General features: G+C 28.1%; 16 protein-coding genes. 9 read left to right on the forward strand and 7 right to left on the reverse strand.

What is annotated here, in order from left to right:
* Window positions 1–135: 135 nt before the first annotated feature.
* Genes R3X25_RS12800 through R3X25_RS12820 form a run of 5 tightly spaced genes read left to right on the forward strand, consistent with a single transcriptional unit; the run spans window position 136 to window position 5,406 of the window.
* On the forward strand, window positions 136–849 hold the full coding sequence (locus R3X25_RS12800; RefSeq protein ID WP_317675313.1) for a glycosyltransferase family 2 protein: 714 nt from the start codon (window positions 136–138) through the stop codon (window positions 847–849).
* On the forward strand, window positions 849–1,469 hold the full coding sequence (locus R3X25_RS12805) for a lipid-A-disaccharide synthase N-terminal domain-containing protein (protein ID WP_317675314.1): 621 nt from the start codon (window positions 849–851) through the stop codon (window positions 1,467–1,469). The genes R3X25_RS12800 and R3X25_RS12805 overlap by 1 nt, the downstream gene beginning before the upstream one ends.
* Before the next feature lie 6 nt (window positions 1,470–1,475).
* Window positions 1,476–3,098, forward strand: coding sequence for a glycosyltransferase family 39 protein (locus tag R3X25_RS12810; RefSeq protein ID WP_317675315.1), 1,623 nt, complete (start codon window positions 1,476–1,478; stop codon window positions 3,096–3,098).
* A gap of 1 nt (window position 3,099) precedes the next feature.
* The gene (locus tag R3X25_RS12815) at window positions 3,100–4,725 is read left to right on the forward strand and encodes a glycosyltransferase family 39 protein (protein ID WP_317675316.1); all 1,626 of its coding nucleotides are present in this window, start codon (window positions 3,100–3,102) and stop codon (window positions 4,723–4,725) included.
* A gap of 12 nt (window positions 4,726–4,737) precedes the next feature.
* Complete coding sequence (locus tag R3X25_RS12820; protein WP_317675317.1) at window positions 4,738–5,406, forward strand: hypothetical protein; 669 nt, start codon at window positions 4,738–4,740, stop codon at window positions 5,404–5,406.
* Here the strand turns inward: R3X25_RS12820 and R3X25_RS12825 are convergent.
* The 5 genes from R3X25_RS12825 to R3X25_RS12845 are packed head-to-tail and all read right to left on the reverse strand — an operon-like array spanning window position 5,403 to window position 9,404.
* Window positions 5,403–5,972: a phosphatase PAP2 family protein gene (locus R3X25_RS12825; protein WP_317675318.1), complete on the reverse strand. Its 570-nt coding sequence runs from the start codon at window positions 5,970–5,972 to the stop codon at window positions 5,403–5,405. The genes R3X25_RS12820 and R3X25_RS12825 overlap by 4 nt on opposite strands.
* A 22-nt stretch (window positions 5,973–5,994) precedes the next feature.
* Complete coding sequence (locus R3X25_RS12830) at window positions 5,995–7,095, reverse strand: peptidylprolyl isomerase (protein ID WP_317675319.1); 1,101 nt, start codon at window positions 7,093–7,095, stop codon at window positions 5,995–5,997.
* 3 nt (window positions 7,096–7,098) lie between these two features.
* Window positions 7,099–7,851: an FKBP-type peptidyl-prolyl cis-trans isomerase gene (locus R3X25_RS12835; protein ID WP_317675320.1), complete on the reverse strand. Its 753-nt coding sequence runs from the start codon at window positions 7,849–7,851 to the stop codon at window positions 7,099–7,101.
* The gene (gene gldI / locus R3X25_RS12840) at window positions 7,838–8,383 is read right to left on the reverse strand and encodes a gliding motility-associated peptidyl-prolyl isomerase GldI (protein ID WP_317675321.1); all 546 of its coding nucleotides are present in this window, start codon (window positions 8,381–8,383) and stop codon (window positions 7,838–7,840) included. Before gldI ends, R3X25_RS12835 begins: the two co-directional genes overlap by 14 nt.
* Window positions 8,373–9,404: a bifunctional oligoribonuclease/PAP phosphatase NrnA gene (locus R3X25_RS12845; protein WP_317675322.1), complete on the reverse strand. Its 1,032-nt coding sequence runs from the start codon at window positions 9,402–9,404 to the stop codon at window positions 8,373–8,375. The genes gldI and R3X25_RS12845 overlap by 11 nt, the downstream gene beginning before the upstream one ends.
* Before the next feature lie 82 nt (window positions 9,405–9,486).
* Between R3X25_RS12845 and R3X25_RS12850 the strand changes: the two genes are divergently transcribed.
* Entirely contained in the window at window positions 9,487–10,530 is a 1,044-nt protein-coding gene (locus R3X25_RS12850; protein WP_317675323.1) for an alkaline phosphatase D family protein, read from the forward strand.
* Between the two features lie 53 nt (window positions 10,531–10,583).
* Window positions 10,584–11,018 carry a nucleoside-diphosphate kinase gene (locus R3X25_RS12855; protein WP_317675324.1) on the forward strand — a complete coding sequence of 145 codons (435 nt, stop codon included), beginning with the start codon at window positions 10,584–10,586 and terminating at the stop codon, window positions 11,016–11,018.
* 50 nt (window positions 11,019–11,068) lie between these two features.
* On the opposite strand, the gene R3X25_RS12860 is transcribed toward R3X25_RS12855, so the two are convergent.
* Window positions 11,069–11,365, reverse strand: coding sequence for a DUF721 domain-containing protein (locus R3X25_RS12860; RefSeq protein ID WP_317675325.1), 297 nt, complete (start codon window positions 11,363–11,365; stop codon window positions 11,069–11,071).
* The gene (gene recF, locus R3X25_RS12865; RefSeq protein ID WP_317675326.1) at window positions 11,365–12,444 is read right to left on the reverse strand and encodes a DNA replication/repair protein RecF; all 1,080 of its coding nucleotides are present in this window, start codon (window positions 12,442–12,444) and stop codon (window positions 11,365–11,367) included. The genes R3X25_RS12860 and recF overlap by 1 nt, the downstream gene beginning before the upstream one ends.
* 112 nt (window positions 12,445–12,556) lie before the next feature.
* Between recF and R3X25_RS12870 the strand changes: the two genes are divergently transcribed.
* Together R3X25_RS12870 and ribH are read left to right on the forward strand one after the other, a co-directional pair.
* The gene (locus R3X25_RS12870) at window positions 12,557–13,321 is read left to right on the forward strand and encodes a tetratricopeptide repeat protein (RefSeq protein ID WP_317675327.1); all 765 of its coding nucleotides are present in this window, start codon (window positions 12,557–12,559) and stop codon (window positions 13,319–13,321) included.
* An 8-nt stretch (window positions 13,322–13,329) separates the two neighbouring features.
* Complete coding sequence (gene ribH / locus R3X25_RS12875; protein WP_317675328.1) at window positions 13,330–13,815, forward strand: 6,7-dimethyl-8-ribityllumazine synthase; 486 nt, start codon at window positions 13,330–13,332, stop codon at window positions 13,813–13,815.
* Window positions 13,816–13,847 lie beyond the last annotated feature (32 nt).

Consider the following 13,847-nt stretch of genomic DNA (forward strand, 5'->3'; position numbering starts at 1 on the left):
TCAACTAACTTTCACCAATCAATAGCCACTTAAATTAGCATGCAGCATTTTTATCTAAATAAATATTTTAAATTTACCGAAATTTTTAAATACTATTTAATTAATTATCTAGTTAAAGTATAAACCCATAATTAAATGAGTTACCAATTTACAATTGTAGTTCCGGTATATAATGAAGAAGACAATTTAAAACGTGTTGAAGAAGAGCTAACAAAATATATAAATATTGCTTCAAAAAAAACAAAAATTCTTTTTGTAAATGATGGAAGTAAAGATAACAGCCAACAATTAATTGAAGAAATTTGTGCTAACAATTCAGATTTTACGTTTATCAGTTTTGAAAAAAATTGTGGATTAAGTGCTGCTATTACAGCAGGTTTTAACAATACAGATACTGAATTAGTTGGTTATATTGATAGCGATTTACAAACTGCTCCAGAAGATTTTAATTTACTATTAAAAGAAATTGGTGAATATGATTTAGTAACCGGAGTTAGAGCAAATAGAAAAGATAGTTTTGTAAAAAATATGTCTTCAACTATTGCAAATGGCATTAGAAGATCGTTTACTCATGATGGAATGGATGATACAGGTTGCCCTTTAAAAGTTATTAAAACTGAATACGCCAAAAATATTCCAATGTTTAAAGGTTTACACCGTTTTTTACCTGCCATGATTTTATTACAAAACGGCAACATAAAACAAATTCCTGTTCAGCACTTTCCTAGAATTGCTGGTGAAGCCAAATACGGCTTATGGAATCGCCTACTTGGACCTTTAATGGATTGTTTCGCATATTTATGGATGAAGAAAAAATACATTAATTATTCAGTTGCTAAAAAAGGTTAATGGCTGACTGGTTGGTATATAGCATTGGTTTTTTTGCCCAGATTCTTTTTTCTGGAAGATTAATTTTACAATGGATTATTTCAGAAAAAAATAAAAAAGTACTAACGCCTTCTCTATTTTGGGTATTGAGTTTAATTGCCTCTTTTTTACTTTTTATTTATGGTTATTTACGTGATGATTTTGCCATAATGCTAGGTCAAGGTTTAACCTACTTTATTTATATTAGAAATTTACAATTTCAGGGTAAATGGCAAAAAATACCAAAATTAGTACAATGGTTTTTATGGGTGTTTCCTGCAATAATTATTGCTTACACCTTTAATAATAACACCTACGATTTAAACAATCTTTTCAAAAATGAAGCAATTCCTTTATGGCTATTAGTTTGGGGAAGTGTAGCCCAAATTATTTTTACATTACGATTTATTTACCAATGGCTATATTCTGAAAAAAGTAAAGAATCTATTTTACCGTTAGGATTTTGGATATTAAGTTTAGTAGGTTCACTTATGATTTTAATTTATGCCATTTTACGTAAAGATCCTGTTCTTTTTGTTGGACATATTATGGGAAGTGTTATTTACTTTAGAAACATTATGTTATCTAAAAAAACTTCATAATTATTTATGAAAAATAAACTGTACATATTTTTAGGACTTGTTTTTATAACATTACTCCTATTTTTAGGCAGTTGGGGTTTAACAGATAGCAGCGAAGCTAGATATGCAGAAATTGCCAAAGAAATGTATATTTCTGGCGATTATATAAATCCAACACTTTTAGGAATTAAACATTTACACAAACCTCCTGTTACTTATTATTTAACGGCTTTAGGTTACAGTATTTTTGGTGTAAATGAATTTGGTGCACGTTTTTTTTTGCAAGTAGCACTTATTTTTCAACTACTTTTTATTTTTAAAATCACCTTACTTTTATATAAAAATGAAAAACTAGCATTTGCGGCATCGCTTATTTATTTTTCATTTCCAATAGCTATAATAGCTGTTAGATCTTTAACAACCGACGCTTATTTAACCACGTTTATTCTTGGTTCTATTTACTTTTGGCTAAACTACAAAGCAACTTCAAAAAAATATTTCCTCTACCTATTCTACCTCTTTTTAGGATTTATTTTTGAAACAAAAGGCCCAGTTGGGTTTATTGTACCAGTTATTTTTATAATTACTTACACACTAATAAATAAACAAAAAATTGAAGTTTCTATCCATCAATTTTTAGGATTTTTATTGTTTTTAATAGTTTCGGCAAGCTGGTATTTAGCTGTAATTTTAAGTAATAAAGACTTACTAGATTATTTTATAAATACACAATTAGTTGAACGTGTTTCAAAAAATAATTTTAACCGAGAAAAACCTTTTTGGTTTTATCTTGTATTAGTTCCAGTACTTTCACTTCCATGGACACTTTTTTTAATTACTTACTTTAAAAATAGACTGAAAGCTATTATTTATGACAAAAAAACTGATGCTGTTTTATTAATTACTTTTAGCGTACTATTTTTAATTCTTTCGATTTCCACTTCAAAATTAATATTATATATTTTACCTTTATTTTTTATAATTGCTATTTTTTCTGCTAAACAATTAATTAAAGCTTCTTTAAAAGGTATTAAAAACATATCTCTTGCATTTTTAATACTTATTGGATTGTTTAGTACGGGAATATTACTATCATCAATAATAAATTTTGGTATTGAAACTTCACTTATAAAAACATTAAGTATAGTTCTGTTTTTTGGACTCTGCTCAATTTTAATAGAAAAGAAAATTAAAAATGCTAACGTTTTAAAACCTGCATATTTAGGTGTTTTATTTATGCTTTTAATTATCTCTTCTGCAAACCACGTATTTGGAAAAAATGAATTACTAGTAAACTCTGTAAAACCGATTGCTGAACTTATAAAAAGTAATTCTAAAAAAAATAAAAAGGTGCTTGTTTATAATTATTTATTACCTTCAATACCGTTTTATCTAAATCAAGAAATTGTAACTATTAACCATGGTCAATACAATGCAAATCGTGACATTCAATTTGAAAAAAACGAAAAATGGAAAAAGAATTTAATTAATTATTTTGATGAAGTTGATAGAGCAAGAATTCAACGCTTCAACAAAGAAAATCTTTTCATAATTAAGCGTAGAAAAGATACTTTGCCCGATACGTTAAATATATTGGCTAATAAACTGAATAATCAAAAAGAATTTGGAAATTACACCATTTACTATTAAAATGAAAAAATATATTTCAAAATACCCGCTTTTAATACTTTCAGTAGTTGTATTACTAATGCTACTTCCAAACTTAAACATTCCTAATTTAACCATTATGGAAGCGCGTAATTTTATTACTGCTAAAGAAATGTTAGAAGATGGAAATTGGCTATTAACAACCATGAATGGTGAACCACGTTACCAAAAACCACCTTTACCTACTTGGCTTTCTGCAATTTCAGCTTCAATATTTGGAATAAAAACATTTTTTGGACTACGATTACCTGCCGTATTAATGATTTTAATTTTAGGCGTTTTCACATTTAAATTTTCCGAAAAACTAAACCTTAACAGAAATCATAGTTTTAATAATGGACTAATTTTAATTACTTCGTTTTATGTTATTGGAATTATAAACGAAGCGCCTTGGGATATTTACGCACACGGTTTTATGCTTGTTGGCTTGTATTATTTACTTCAATTTTTGGAACTTAAAAGTAATAATTGGAAGTTTTTAACTATTTCTGCACTATGCGTTGCTTTATCCATAATGAGTAAAGGACCAGTTGCATTATATGCCTTATTTTTACCTTTTATACTTTCTTATGGTATTTTTTACAAATTCAAATCAATTAAAACTAAAATAGTACCATTATTAATTTGGATTGTTTTATTTACTGTTATTGGCGGCTGGTGGTATTTATATGTTAGATATTCCGATCCAAACGCATTTTTAAAAATTGCCACTAAAGAAACTGCTAATTGGAGCAGTTACAATGTAAAACCATTTTATTATTATTGGAGCTTTTTTACACAATCTGGAATATGGACAATCCCAGCTTTTATAGGTTTACTTTATCCCTATATTATAAAAAAAACAACTTATAAAAAAGAATATAAATTTACCTTTTGGTGGACTATTTTAGCTGTTATACTACTTTCTGTAATTCCTGAAAAAAAATCGAGATATTTAATGCCTGTTTTAATTCCTTTAGCTTTGAATACAGGATTTTACATTGAATATTTAATTAAAGAATTCAAAAATATAAAGTCTAAAGCAGAAACATTGCCTGTGTATTTTAATTTTGGCTTATTCGCTTTAATTGGATTAATTGCACCTATAGGCTTGTATTTTCTTTTAAAAGATAATTTTACTTCCTACTTAATACCTTACCTTTTTACATCGACTAGTTTAATTATAATTGGAGTTATTATTATTAAAAATTTGCGTTCAAAAGAAATGCAAAATGTTTTTTTTGCTACTGTTTTATTTATGTTTTTTGCATTTAGTTTTGGATTTCCAATTTCAAAAAGTATTGAAAACAAAGATAATTATAATTCTATTCATAATTTAAAACAAATACAAGCTAAAAATAACATAGAAGTTTATAGTATCCATGAAGTAACTCCAGAGTTAATTTGGCAATACAACGGACAAATTAAAAATATCTATAAAAATGAATCTCTTGTTTTACCTTCGGAAAACAAATTTGGAATTTTAGTACTTAATGATGATGTTCCCTTGTTAAAAAAATTAGTTGGAGAAAATTATACACTTAATTATGTAGAAACCTACAATTTAAATGTGGGTAAAAAAATTAGAGAACGTTTAATTAGACAGTGTTATATAGTTTCAAAAAAATAGTATTTTTGCATTATGAATTTAAAAAATCTTACCACATTAGATAAAGTTACTTATAGCATTTTATTATTAGTTTTTGCTGTTGGAATTTACTTTGCACAAACAGATTTAAATTATTTTGATACTGTTTACGCTGCCGAAGATGGGATTGCTGAAAACGCTACAGCTATTTTTTTAGCTTGTATTAGTTTATTACAATTTAGCAGATTTATTAAATTTTTTAAATCAAAAAGTACAACTTGGAAAATTGGTGTTTTTTTAATGGCTTGTGTATTTCTTTTTGGAGCTGGTGAAGAAATTTCTTGGGGACAACGTATTTTTAATGTCGAATCTTCTGAATATTTTATTGAAAACAATGCGCAAGGTGAAACCAACTTACACAATTTAGTAGTTGAAGGCAAAAAAGTAAACAAGGTTATTTTTAGTCAATTACTAACATTAATACTTGTTTTATACCTTATTATAACTCCTTTTTTATATAGAAAAGTTAATTGGATAAAAAATCTAGCTACCATGTTTGCAGTTCCAATTGTAAAATGGCACCATACTATTGCTTTTTTAGTAGGAACTTCATTATTAATTTTTATGGACTCAAATAGAAAATGGGAAATTTACGAGCTTTCTTTTGCTGTAATATTCCTTTTAATATTTTTAAATCCTTTTAACAAAAAAGAAATTTACTAACTCTTTATTTTTTTAAATAAAAGCTTTACTAAATAATAAAAAATGGATGCATAAAGTATTCCAAATAAAAATCCTGTTAATACATCTAACGGAAAGTGAACACCAATATAAATTCTGCTATACCCTACTAGTAAAGCCCAAATAAGTAAAAGAGGTGCAATTAATTTAAACTTACTTTTTAATAATTTTCCAAAAAATATGGCAATTGCCATTGAGTTAGCTGCATGAGCAGAAAAGTAGGAATATTTTCCTCCACAGCTTTCTTTAACAAGTCTAATTAATCCTTTAATTTCAGCATTATGACAAGGTCTTAATCGTTTAAATCCATATTTAAACAATTGGCTTGTTTGGTCTGAAACGGCTATTAAAATAGCAATACACAAAACAACTGCAATGGTTTTTTTTAAGCCGAGTGTTTTGTATGTAAAAAAAAGTAATAGAACATATAATGGAATAGCACTGAATTTGTTTGTAACAAACATCCAAAAGCTATCCCATTGTATAGTTCCTAAATTATTTAAATAAATTAGTAATTCAATATCTTTATTTAGAATAGATTCTAACATTAAATTCTAATTTATATTAGTGTTATAATTCTTCAATAAGTTGAATTTCAAAAACTAAATCGGTATCTGGAGGTATAACACCACCTGCTCCAGTTGCTCCATAACCTAAATGAGATGGAATAAACAATAAAGCTTTATCTCCATACTTTAATTGTTGTAAACCTTCTCTAAAACCAGGTATTAATCGAGCTTCATTACTATAAACAGTTGGAATTGGTGCGTAACCACCTTGAGAGTCTTGACGGTGATCATACATTTCGTAAGTTTCAGCCAACTCTTTCCAAGTAGTCCAAAATAAATTTCCATCGGTAAAGTATCCAGCACATGCAACTTTTACATCTGCTCCGGTTTTTGGTTGAGTTCCGTTTTTAGTTTCTGTAATTACATATTTTAAGCCTGAAGGTAATTCTATAGCATTTTTAGCATTTTCATCAAACATTTGTTTGGTTTTAGCTAAAATCTTACTCATTCTTTCCTTTTTCGCTTTTTCTTTTACTTCAAGGTTTTTAAAATAAGAGTTAAATTGTTTACCAGCTTTAAACTTTCGTGCAGCTTTACCAATTTTTACAATCTCAACTTCTTTTATAAAATCGTCTTTCACAATAGAATCCACTACTTGTTGACCTTCAATTACTTCACCAAATACAGTATGTTTACCATCTAACCACGGAGTTTCTTTATGTGTAATAAAAAATTGACTTCCGTTAGTAGTTGGACCAGAATTAGCCATTGATAAAATTCCTGGTTTATTATGTTTAAGTAATAAATCTCCTTTTTCATCTTTTGGAAATTCATCTTCAAACTTATATCCTGGACTACCAGATCCTGTTCCTGTAGGATCTCCACCTTGAATCATAAAATCTGGTATAACTCTATGAAACTTTAAACCATTATAGTATTGTTTTCCTTTTAATGAATCTACAACAAAATCATTTGTACCTTCTGCTAAAGAAACAAAATTTGCAACTGTTATTGGTGTTTTATCAAATTCAAGTTTAAGTAAAATATCTCCTTTATTTGTATGCATATTCGCATACATACCATCTTCTAAATGTGTATATTCTGTAGGCTTACAAGAAGAAGCTACTACTAAAAATACAATAAAGTATTTAACAAATTTCATTATTTAGTTTTTTGATTTAGGCTTTGCTTCAATAATTTCTAACATTTCAACATCAAAAATTAAAGCATCAAAAGGTCTAATTTTACCACCTTTTCTAGGAAAAGCACCATACGCTAATTCTTGAGGAATAAAAAATCTATATTTTGCCCCTACATTCATTAACTGCAAACCTTCAGTCCATCCTTTTATTACTCTACTAACACCAAATGTTGCAGGTTCTCCTTTATCAACTGAACTATCGAAAACTGTACCATCAATTAATGTACCGTGGTAATGCACTTTCACTTTATCGGCAGCAACAGGACTATTGCCTACACCTTCTTTTAAAACAATATATTGTAAACCACTATCGGTAGTTTTTACACCTTCTTTAGTTTTATTTTCGTCTAAAAAATTAATACTCGCTACTTTTACATCTGCAAATTCAACTTCAACCTTTTTTAAAGCTTCAGCACGTTGTTGTTCTTGTTTTTTAGCTTGAAGATTTCTGAAAAATTTATTTAAAAAGACTTTAACATCTTTAGATTCCATTAAAAAAGCTGTAGAATCAACACCATTTTCAAATCCTTGAAAAAATAAATTAACATCCATTTCATCAAAATTTTGCTTTAACTGTATTCCAGCATTTAAACCTAATGCGTAACTAGCTGAATCTATTTCAGTTTCTAACGATTTTTTAGTGACTCTTCCGTTATTACAAGATGCTAATGTTGCTAAAACAATTAAACTTGCTAAAACATACTTAATTACTTTCATTTTTTTTATTTATTTTAATTAATTGAACTTTTACTTTTAATGATTGGCTACTACCAATTTTATTTTCGTCTCCAGTATATCCATACATTCTATGCGATGGAAATAAAAAAGTTATCTCTTCGTTTTCTTTCATTAGTTTTAATGCATTGCGCAAACCTTCAACAATTTCTTGTTGATCTACAACATAACTTTTTTCCCCAACTTCGTTAAAACTATAAATTATGTTGTTATACAAGTCTTCAATTTGGTATGTAAACTTCAGTTCATCACCAAATTTAGGTGTATAAACAGTTTCACTTTTTTTTGTATACGTATACCAAAAGCCTTTTGAAGATGTTTTATAGGTATAAATAGAATCTAATGCTATTACTCTTTTTATTTCGGACTCTTCTTTAGCATTCATTTTTTTATTGAATGCAACTGATTCTTCAATAAAAGAGGACGTTTTTCTTGTTATTGGTTTTCTTGGAACTGGATTTAAACAAGAAACTGTTATTAATATAATGAATATGAAAAGAATTTTAACCTTCATACGAGTACAATAAATCTTTTTTATAATCTGGTAAAATACTTAAAAATTTAGAAACTGTTGAATCTAATGAAATTGTTTCTCTTCCGCCAGCTGCATTATCATGTCCACCACCATTAAAATGTGCTCGTGAAAATTTGTTTACTGAAAATTTTCCTTTAGAACGTAATGAGATTTTTATTATTTGCTGATCTACATCTTCAATAAAAATAGCAGCAAAAACTACACCTTCAACAGAAAGAGCATAATTTACAACACCTTCTGTATCGCCTTTTTGGTAATTAAACTCATCTAAATCGCTCTGACTTAAAGTAATATATGCTGTTTTTAATTTCTCTATTACCACCATATTACTTAAGGCTCTTCCTAATAATTGAAGCCTTCCATAAGAATTAGTGTCGTATACATTATTGTGAATTCTATCGTTTTTTGCTCCTTTATCAATTAAATTGGCAATAACTCTATGTGTTTTACTTGTTGTTGAAGAAAACTTAAACGAACCAGTATCAGTCATTATACCTGTATATAAGCACGTAGCTATTTCTGGAGTAATTGCATCTACATCTTCCAACATTTCAAAAAATTGATATACCATTTGGCATGTTGAACATATAGAAGTATCTGAATACAAATATTTTGCAATAGTATCGGGTTCTTGATGATGGTCAATCATAATAAAAGTTCCAACATATTGTTCTAAAGTATTTTGCATATCATCACCTACTCTATGCAACGCATTAAAATCTAATAAAAACACAATATCTGCAACATCAAGAGCTTCTTTTGATTGCCTGTTTTGCATATCAAATTTAATGGTGTTTTTTGAATTTGGTAACCATTTCAAAAAATTTGGATAATCATTAGGAGCTACAACAGTTGCAGTATGACCTTTATCATTTAAATAATGATATAAAGCCAACGAGGCACCTATAGCATCTCCATCAGGGTTTCTATGAGGAACAATTACAATGTTTTTATGCTCTAAAAGCAGTTCCTTAATTTCTTTAATATCATTTTTATTCATATGCTGCGAATATACAATATAATAATGTATATTATTAGCTTTGATTCTCTATATTTGTTAAAGATGACTTAAAATAGTTAGCATGAAATTTATTCTAAAAATACTTCCTGTTTTTTTCTTGTTTATACTATGTAAACCAAAACCAGTGGAAGAAAAAAATGCGTCTAATCCTATAAAAAATTCAGGTTTTACTATTGCATTTGGCTCTTGTAACAATCAAAATCTTCAAAATAATTTATGGAAAGAAATTTCTAAAAACAATCCAAATATTTGGATTTGGGGTGGTGATATTATTTATTCTGACACAGAAGATATGACCTATTTAAAAAACAACTATCAGCTTCAAAAAAACAATAAACATTACTCTAATTTTATTAAAAATGTTGAAGTTTTAGGAACTTGGGACGACCACGATTTTGGTAAAAATGATGGTGGTAGAGACTATAAATATAAAAAAGAATCTCAACAGCTTTATTTGGATTTTTTAGATGTTCCTCAAAATAGTCCAAGAAGAAAACAAGAAGGTGTTTATTTTGCAAAAGATTTTGCAGTTAATACATCAATAATTAAAGTAATTGTTTTAGATACACGTTATTTTAGAACTGAATTAACTGCTGATAATAACTCTAAAAAACGTTACAAACCTAACTTAAATAGTAACAACTCAATGCTAGGTGAAACGCAATGGAATTGGTTAAAAGATCAACTTCACAACTCAAAATCAGATTATACTGTTATAATGAGTAGCATTCAGTTTTTATCTAATAAACATGGTTTTGAAACATGGGGAAATATGCCTAATGAGGTTGAAAAATTAGAGAGACTTTTAGTTGAAACTAATACAAAAAATGCACTAATTTTATCTGGAGACAGACATATTTCTGAAATTTCGTCAAAAAATATAGAAGGCTTAAAATATCCATTAATAGATTTTACATCGAGTGGAATGACACATTCATACACTAGTTATAGTGGAGAAGAAAATCCGTATAGAATTGTTGATGTAATAGCTAAAAAAAGCTTTGGTATTTTAAAATTTGATTTAATTAATTCTAAAATTACTATGGAAATTAGAGGAGAAAAAAATGTATTATACCGCACTTACACACAAAAATATATGAAGTAACATTGTATATTACAGAAGAATACTATATTTGTTCACCTTAATTAAATATAATTATGACTACAAACAGAACGTTCACCATGCTTAAACCAGATGCTGTTGACAAAGGTTACATTGGTGCTATTTTAAAAAAAATAAATGCTGCAGGCTTTAAAATTGTAGCAATGAAAATGACTAGATTAACTAGAGCTGGTGCTGAAGAATTTTACAAAATTCATAAAGAGCGTCCATTTTTTGGAGAGTTAGTTGATTATATGACTTGCGGTCCAATTGTAGCTGCTATTTTAGAAAAAGACAATGCAGTTGAAGATTTTAGAGTTTTAATTGGCGCTACTGATCCTGCTGAAGCTGCAGAAGGAACTATTCGAAAATTATATGCTGAATCTATTGGTAACAATGCCATTCATGGTTCTGACAGCAATGAAAATTCCGAAATTGAAAGCGCTTTCCATTTTTCTGGAAGAGAAGTGTTTTCTGGTAATTTCTTTTAAAAAATTTAAAAAATACATTTATAAAAAATCCGTTTTTTAAACGGATTTTTTTAGCTCAATATTATTTTTGATATTAGCTCTTCTCCCAATTCTTCATTCATCATTTTAACAATTTTTTCTTTTCCGTAGCTTAATTCTTCACGTAAAACAGATGAAGTTAAATTTACCAAAAGTGTTTTTCCTTTTAATTCAATATGCTTTGTGTACGATTCTACTCCTTGCCCCATTAATTTCACCCAAGCTTCTTTTACCGAAAGTTGATTTAAACCTTTGGTAAGCTTATTTTCTACAATTACATTTTTCATCAGCTCTTCAATAGACTGAAATTCATTTAAGCGTTTTGCCATTACAGTTCAAAAATTTTATAGGGTTTATTGGTAGCTTTAACTACTTCTTCTGTACGTTCTTTATGTGTATCACTTATAAAAAGTTGTCCAAATTCATTATTATTTACTAAATGAATTATTTGCGCCACTCTAGTATCGTCTAACTTATCAAAAATATCATCAAGCAATAAAATTGGTTTTACATTTGCTTGTTTTTTTATAAAATCGAATTGAGCAAGTTTCAACGCGATTAAAAATGATTTTTGCTGACCTTGCGAACCAAATTTTTTAATAGGGTAACCATCAATTTCAAACTGTAAATCATCTTTATGCACACCAACACTGGTGTATTGCAACATTCTATCTCTCTCTAAACTTTGCTCAAATAAAGATAGCATATCTGTATTTAATAATTGAGATTTATAGGCTAAATTAACTTTCTCGTTATTATTAGATATTACTTGATAACGCTTTTCAAAAATAGGTATAAATGCTTCTAAAAATAAATTTCTTCTTTTAAAAATTTCTGAACCATACGTATTTAGCTGCTCATTATAAACTTTTAAATTAATAGCATCAAAAGTTCTATTAGCTGCAAAATATTTTAATAATGAATTACGTTGCGCTAATACTTTATTGTAATTTAATAAATATTGTAAATAGGATTTATCACTTTGAGAAATAACGCTATCAATAAATTTTCGTCTTACATCACTACCCTCAACAATTAAATCTCTATCCGCTGGAGAAATAATTACTAACGGAAAATAACCAATGTGTTCAGAAAACTTTTCATACACTTTGCCATTTCGTTTTAACACCTTTTTACTTCCTCGCTTTAAACTACAAACAACAGTTTCAGTTTTCTCTGGCATTTTATACTCACCTTCAACTACAAAAAAATCTTCATTATGCTTAATATTTTGAGAAGCAACTGGATTGAAGTAACTTTTAGCAAAAGACAAGTAATATATTGCATCTAATACATTTGTTTTTCCAACACCATTGTTACCCACAAAACAATTTATTTTCTCTTGAAAACAAAAGTTTTGGGTTTCAAAATTTTTAAAATTTAGTAAACTTAATTTCTGTAAATGCATTTATATTTTTTGAATCGCTAAAATTATTGAAAATAATTGAGAATTTAGACCCTTTTGTATTTTTACATTTCAATTAAAAAGGCTATTTTTGCGCCTACAAATTTTACAATTAATGGCAACGTATAAAAAGACTGGAAGTAAAGTAAAGAAAAACCAACAGCAATCAGCTGAATCACAATCAACTACTGCTGAAGTTTTTAACACTTTAGATGAAACTGCTTCAAAATCGGAACAATGGGTAATAAAACACCAAAACGCAATTTTTGTTGTTTTAGGACTAATAGTAGCTGCAATTTTAGGTTATATGGCATATACTAAATATGTTAAGGAACCTAGTGAAAAAGAAGCTGCAAATGAATTAGCTTTTCCAAAAACTTACTTTAACCAAGCAATGTCTAGTAGTGTTGCTGTAGATTCTTTATTTACATTAGGTTTAAATGGAACTGACGGAAAATACGGTTTTGTTGATATAGCAAGTGAATACAGTGGAACTTCTGCCGGAAATTTAGCAAATTATTATGCTGGTATTTCATATTTAAAAATGAAAAACTATGAAGAAGCTATCTCTCATTTAGAAAAATTCTCTTCTGAAGATGAATTATTAGGCCCAACTGCTAAAGGTGCTATTGGAGATGCTTTTGCTGATTTAAATCAACCAGAAGACGCTTTAGATTATTATTTAAAAGCTGCTAATTTAAGAGATAACAATTTTTCTACTCCATTATACTTATTTAAAGCAGGTAATACTGCAATGGATTTAGGTAACTATGGAAAAGCACTAGATTTATTTGAAAGAATTCAAACAGATTATCCAAATGCTACAGAAGCTCAAAAAATTGATATCTACATCAATAAAGCAAAATTTGCAAAACAATAAATAGTTGTATGGCTACAACTGACCTATCATATTACGATAAAGCGACAATCCCAAATGCGAAAAATTTTCGATTTGGGATTGTTGTTTCTGAATGGAATCCAAACATTACAGATAACTTATTTAAAGGAGCTTTTGAAGCTTTTTTAGAAAATGGTGTTTTAGAAAAAAACATTATAAAATGGGACGTTCCTGGCAGTTTTGAATTAATTTTTGGCTGTAAACAAATGCTTGAAACACAAAAAGTAGACGCTATAATTGCTATTGGAAGTGTAATTCAAGGCGAAACAAAACATTTTGATTTTGTTTGCGATGGAGTAACTCAAGGTATAAAAGATTTAAACATTCAGTACAAAGTTCCAGTAATATACTGTGTATTAACAGATAATAACATGGAACAATCTATTGCGCGCTCTGGAGGCAAACATGGTAATAAAGGTGTTGAATGTGCTATTGCTGCAATTAAAATGGCAGACCTTGTAAAGTCTTCTTTATAAAAAACTTTAACTTTTTTTTACATTTTTAATCG

This window comes from Lutibacter sp. TH_r2 (assembly GCF_033101135.1).
GTDB lineage: Bacteria > Bacteroidota > Bacteroidia > Flavobacteriales > Flavobacteriaceae > Lutibacter.

Bases quoted from the DNA above. Each gene is read 5' to 3' on its own strand.
- R3X25_RS12835 (WP_317675320.1), bottom strand. From the start codon at position 7,851: ATGAAAGTAATTAAGTATGTTTTAGCAAGTTTAATTGTTTTAGCAACA.
- gldI (WP_317675321.1), bottom strand. From the start codon at position 8,383: ATGAAGGTTAAAATTCTTTTCATATTCATTATATTAATAACAGTTTCT.
- R3X25_RS12850 (WP_317675323.1), top strand. From the start codon at position 9,487: ATGAAATTTATTCTAAAAATACTTCCTGTTTTTTTCTTGTTTATACTA.
- R3X25_RS12825 (WP_317675318.1), bottom strand. From the start codon at position 5,972: ATGTTAGAATCTATTCTAAATAAAGATATTGAATTACTAATTTATTTA.
- ribH (WP_317675328.1), top strand. From the start codon at position 13,330: ATGGCTACAACTGACCTATCATATTACGATAAAGCGACAATCCCAAAT.
- R3X25_RS12805 (WP_317675314.1), top strand. From the start codon at position 849: ATGGCTGACTGGTTGGTATATAGCATTGGTTTTTTTGCCCAGATTCTT.
- R3X25_RS12810 (WP_317675315.1), top strand. From the start codon at position 1,476: ATGAAAAATAAACTGTACATATTTTTAGGACTTGTTTTTATAACATTA.
- R3X25_RS12820 (WP_317675317.1), top strand. From the start codon at position 4,738: ATGAATTTAAAAAATCTTACCACATTAGATAAAGTTACTTATAGCATT.
- R3X25_RS12845 (WP_317675322.1), bottom strand. From the start codon at position 9,404: ATGAATAAAAATGATATTAAAGAAATTAAGGAACTGCTTTTAGAGCAT.
- R3X25_RS12815 (WP_317675316.1), top strand. From the start codon at position 3,100: ATGAAAAAATATATTTCAAAATACCCGCTTTTAATACTTTCAGTAGTT.
- R3X25_RS12800 (WP_317675313.1), top strand. From the start codon at position 136: ATGAGTTACCAATTTACAATTGTAGTTCCGGTATATAATGAAGAAGAC.
- R3X25_RS12860 (WP_317675325.1), bottom strand. From the start codon at position 11,365: ATGGCAAAACGCTTAAATGAATTTCAGTCTATTGAAGAGCTGATGAAA.
- recF (WP_317675326.1), bottom strand. From the start codon at position 12,444: ATGCATTTACAGAAATTAAGTTTACTAAATTTTAAAAATTTTGAAACC.
- R3X25_RS12830 (WP_317675319.1), bottom strand. From the start codon at position 7,095: ATGAAATTTGTTAAATACTTTATTGTATTTTTAGTAGTAGCTTCTTCT.
- R3X25_RS12870 (WP_317675327.1), top strand. From the start codon at position 12,557: ATGGCAACGTATAAAAAGACTGGAAGTAAAGTAAAGAAAAACCAACAG.
- R3X25_RS12855 (WP_317675324.1), top strand. From the start codon at position 10,584: ATGACTACAAACAGAACGTTCACCATGCTTAAACCAGATGCTGTTGAC.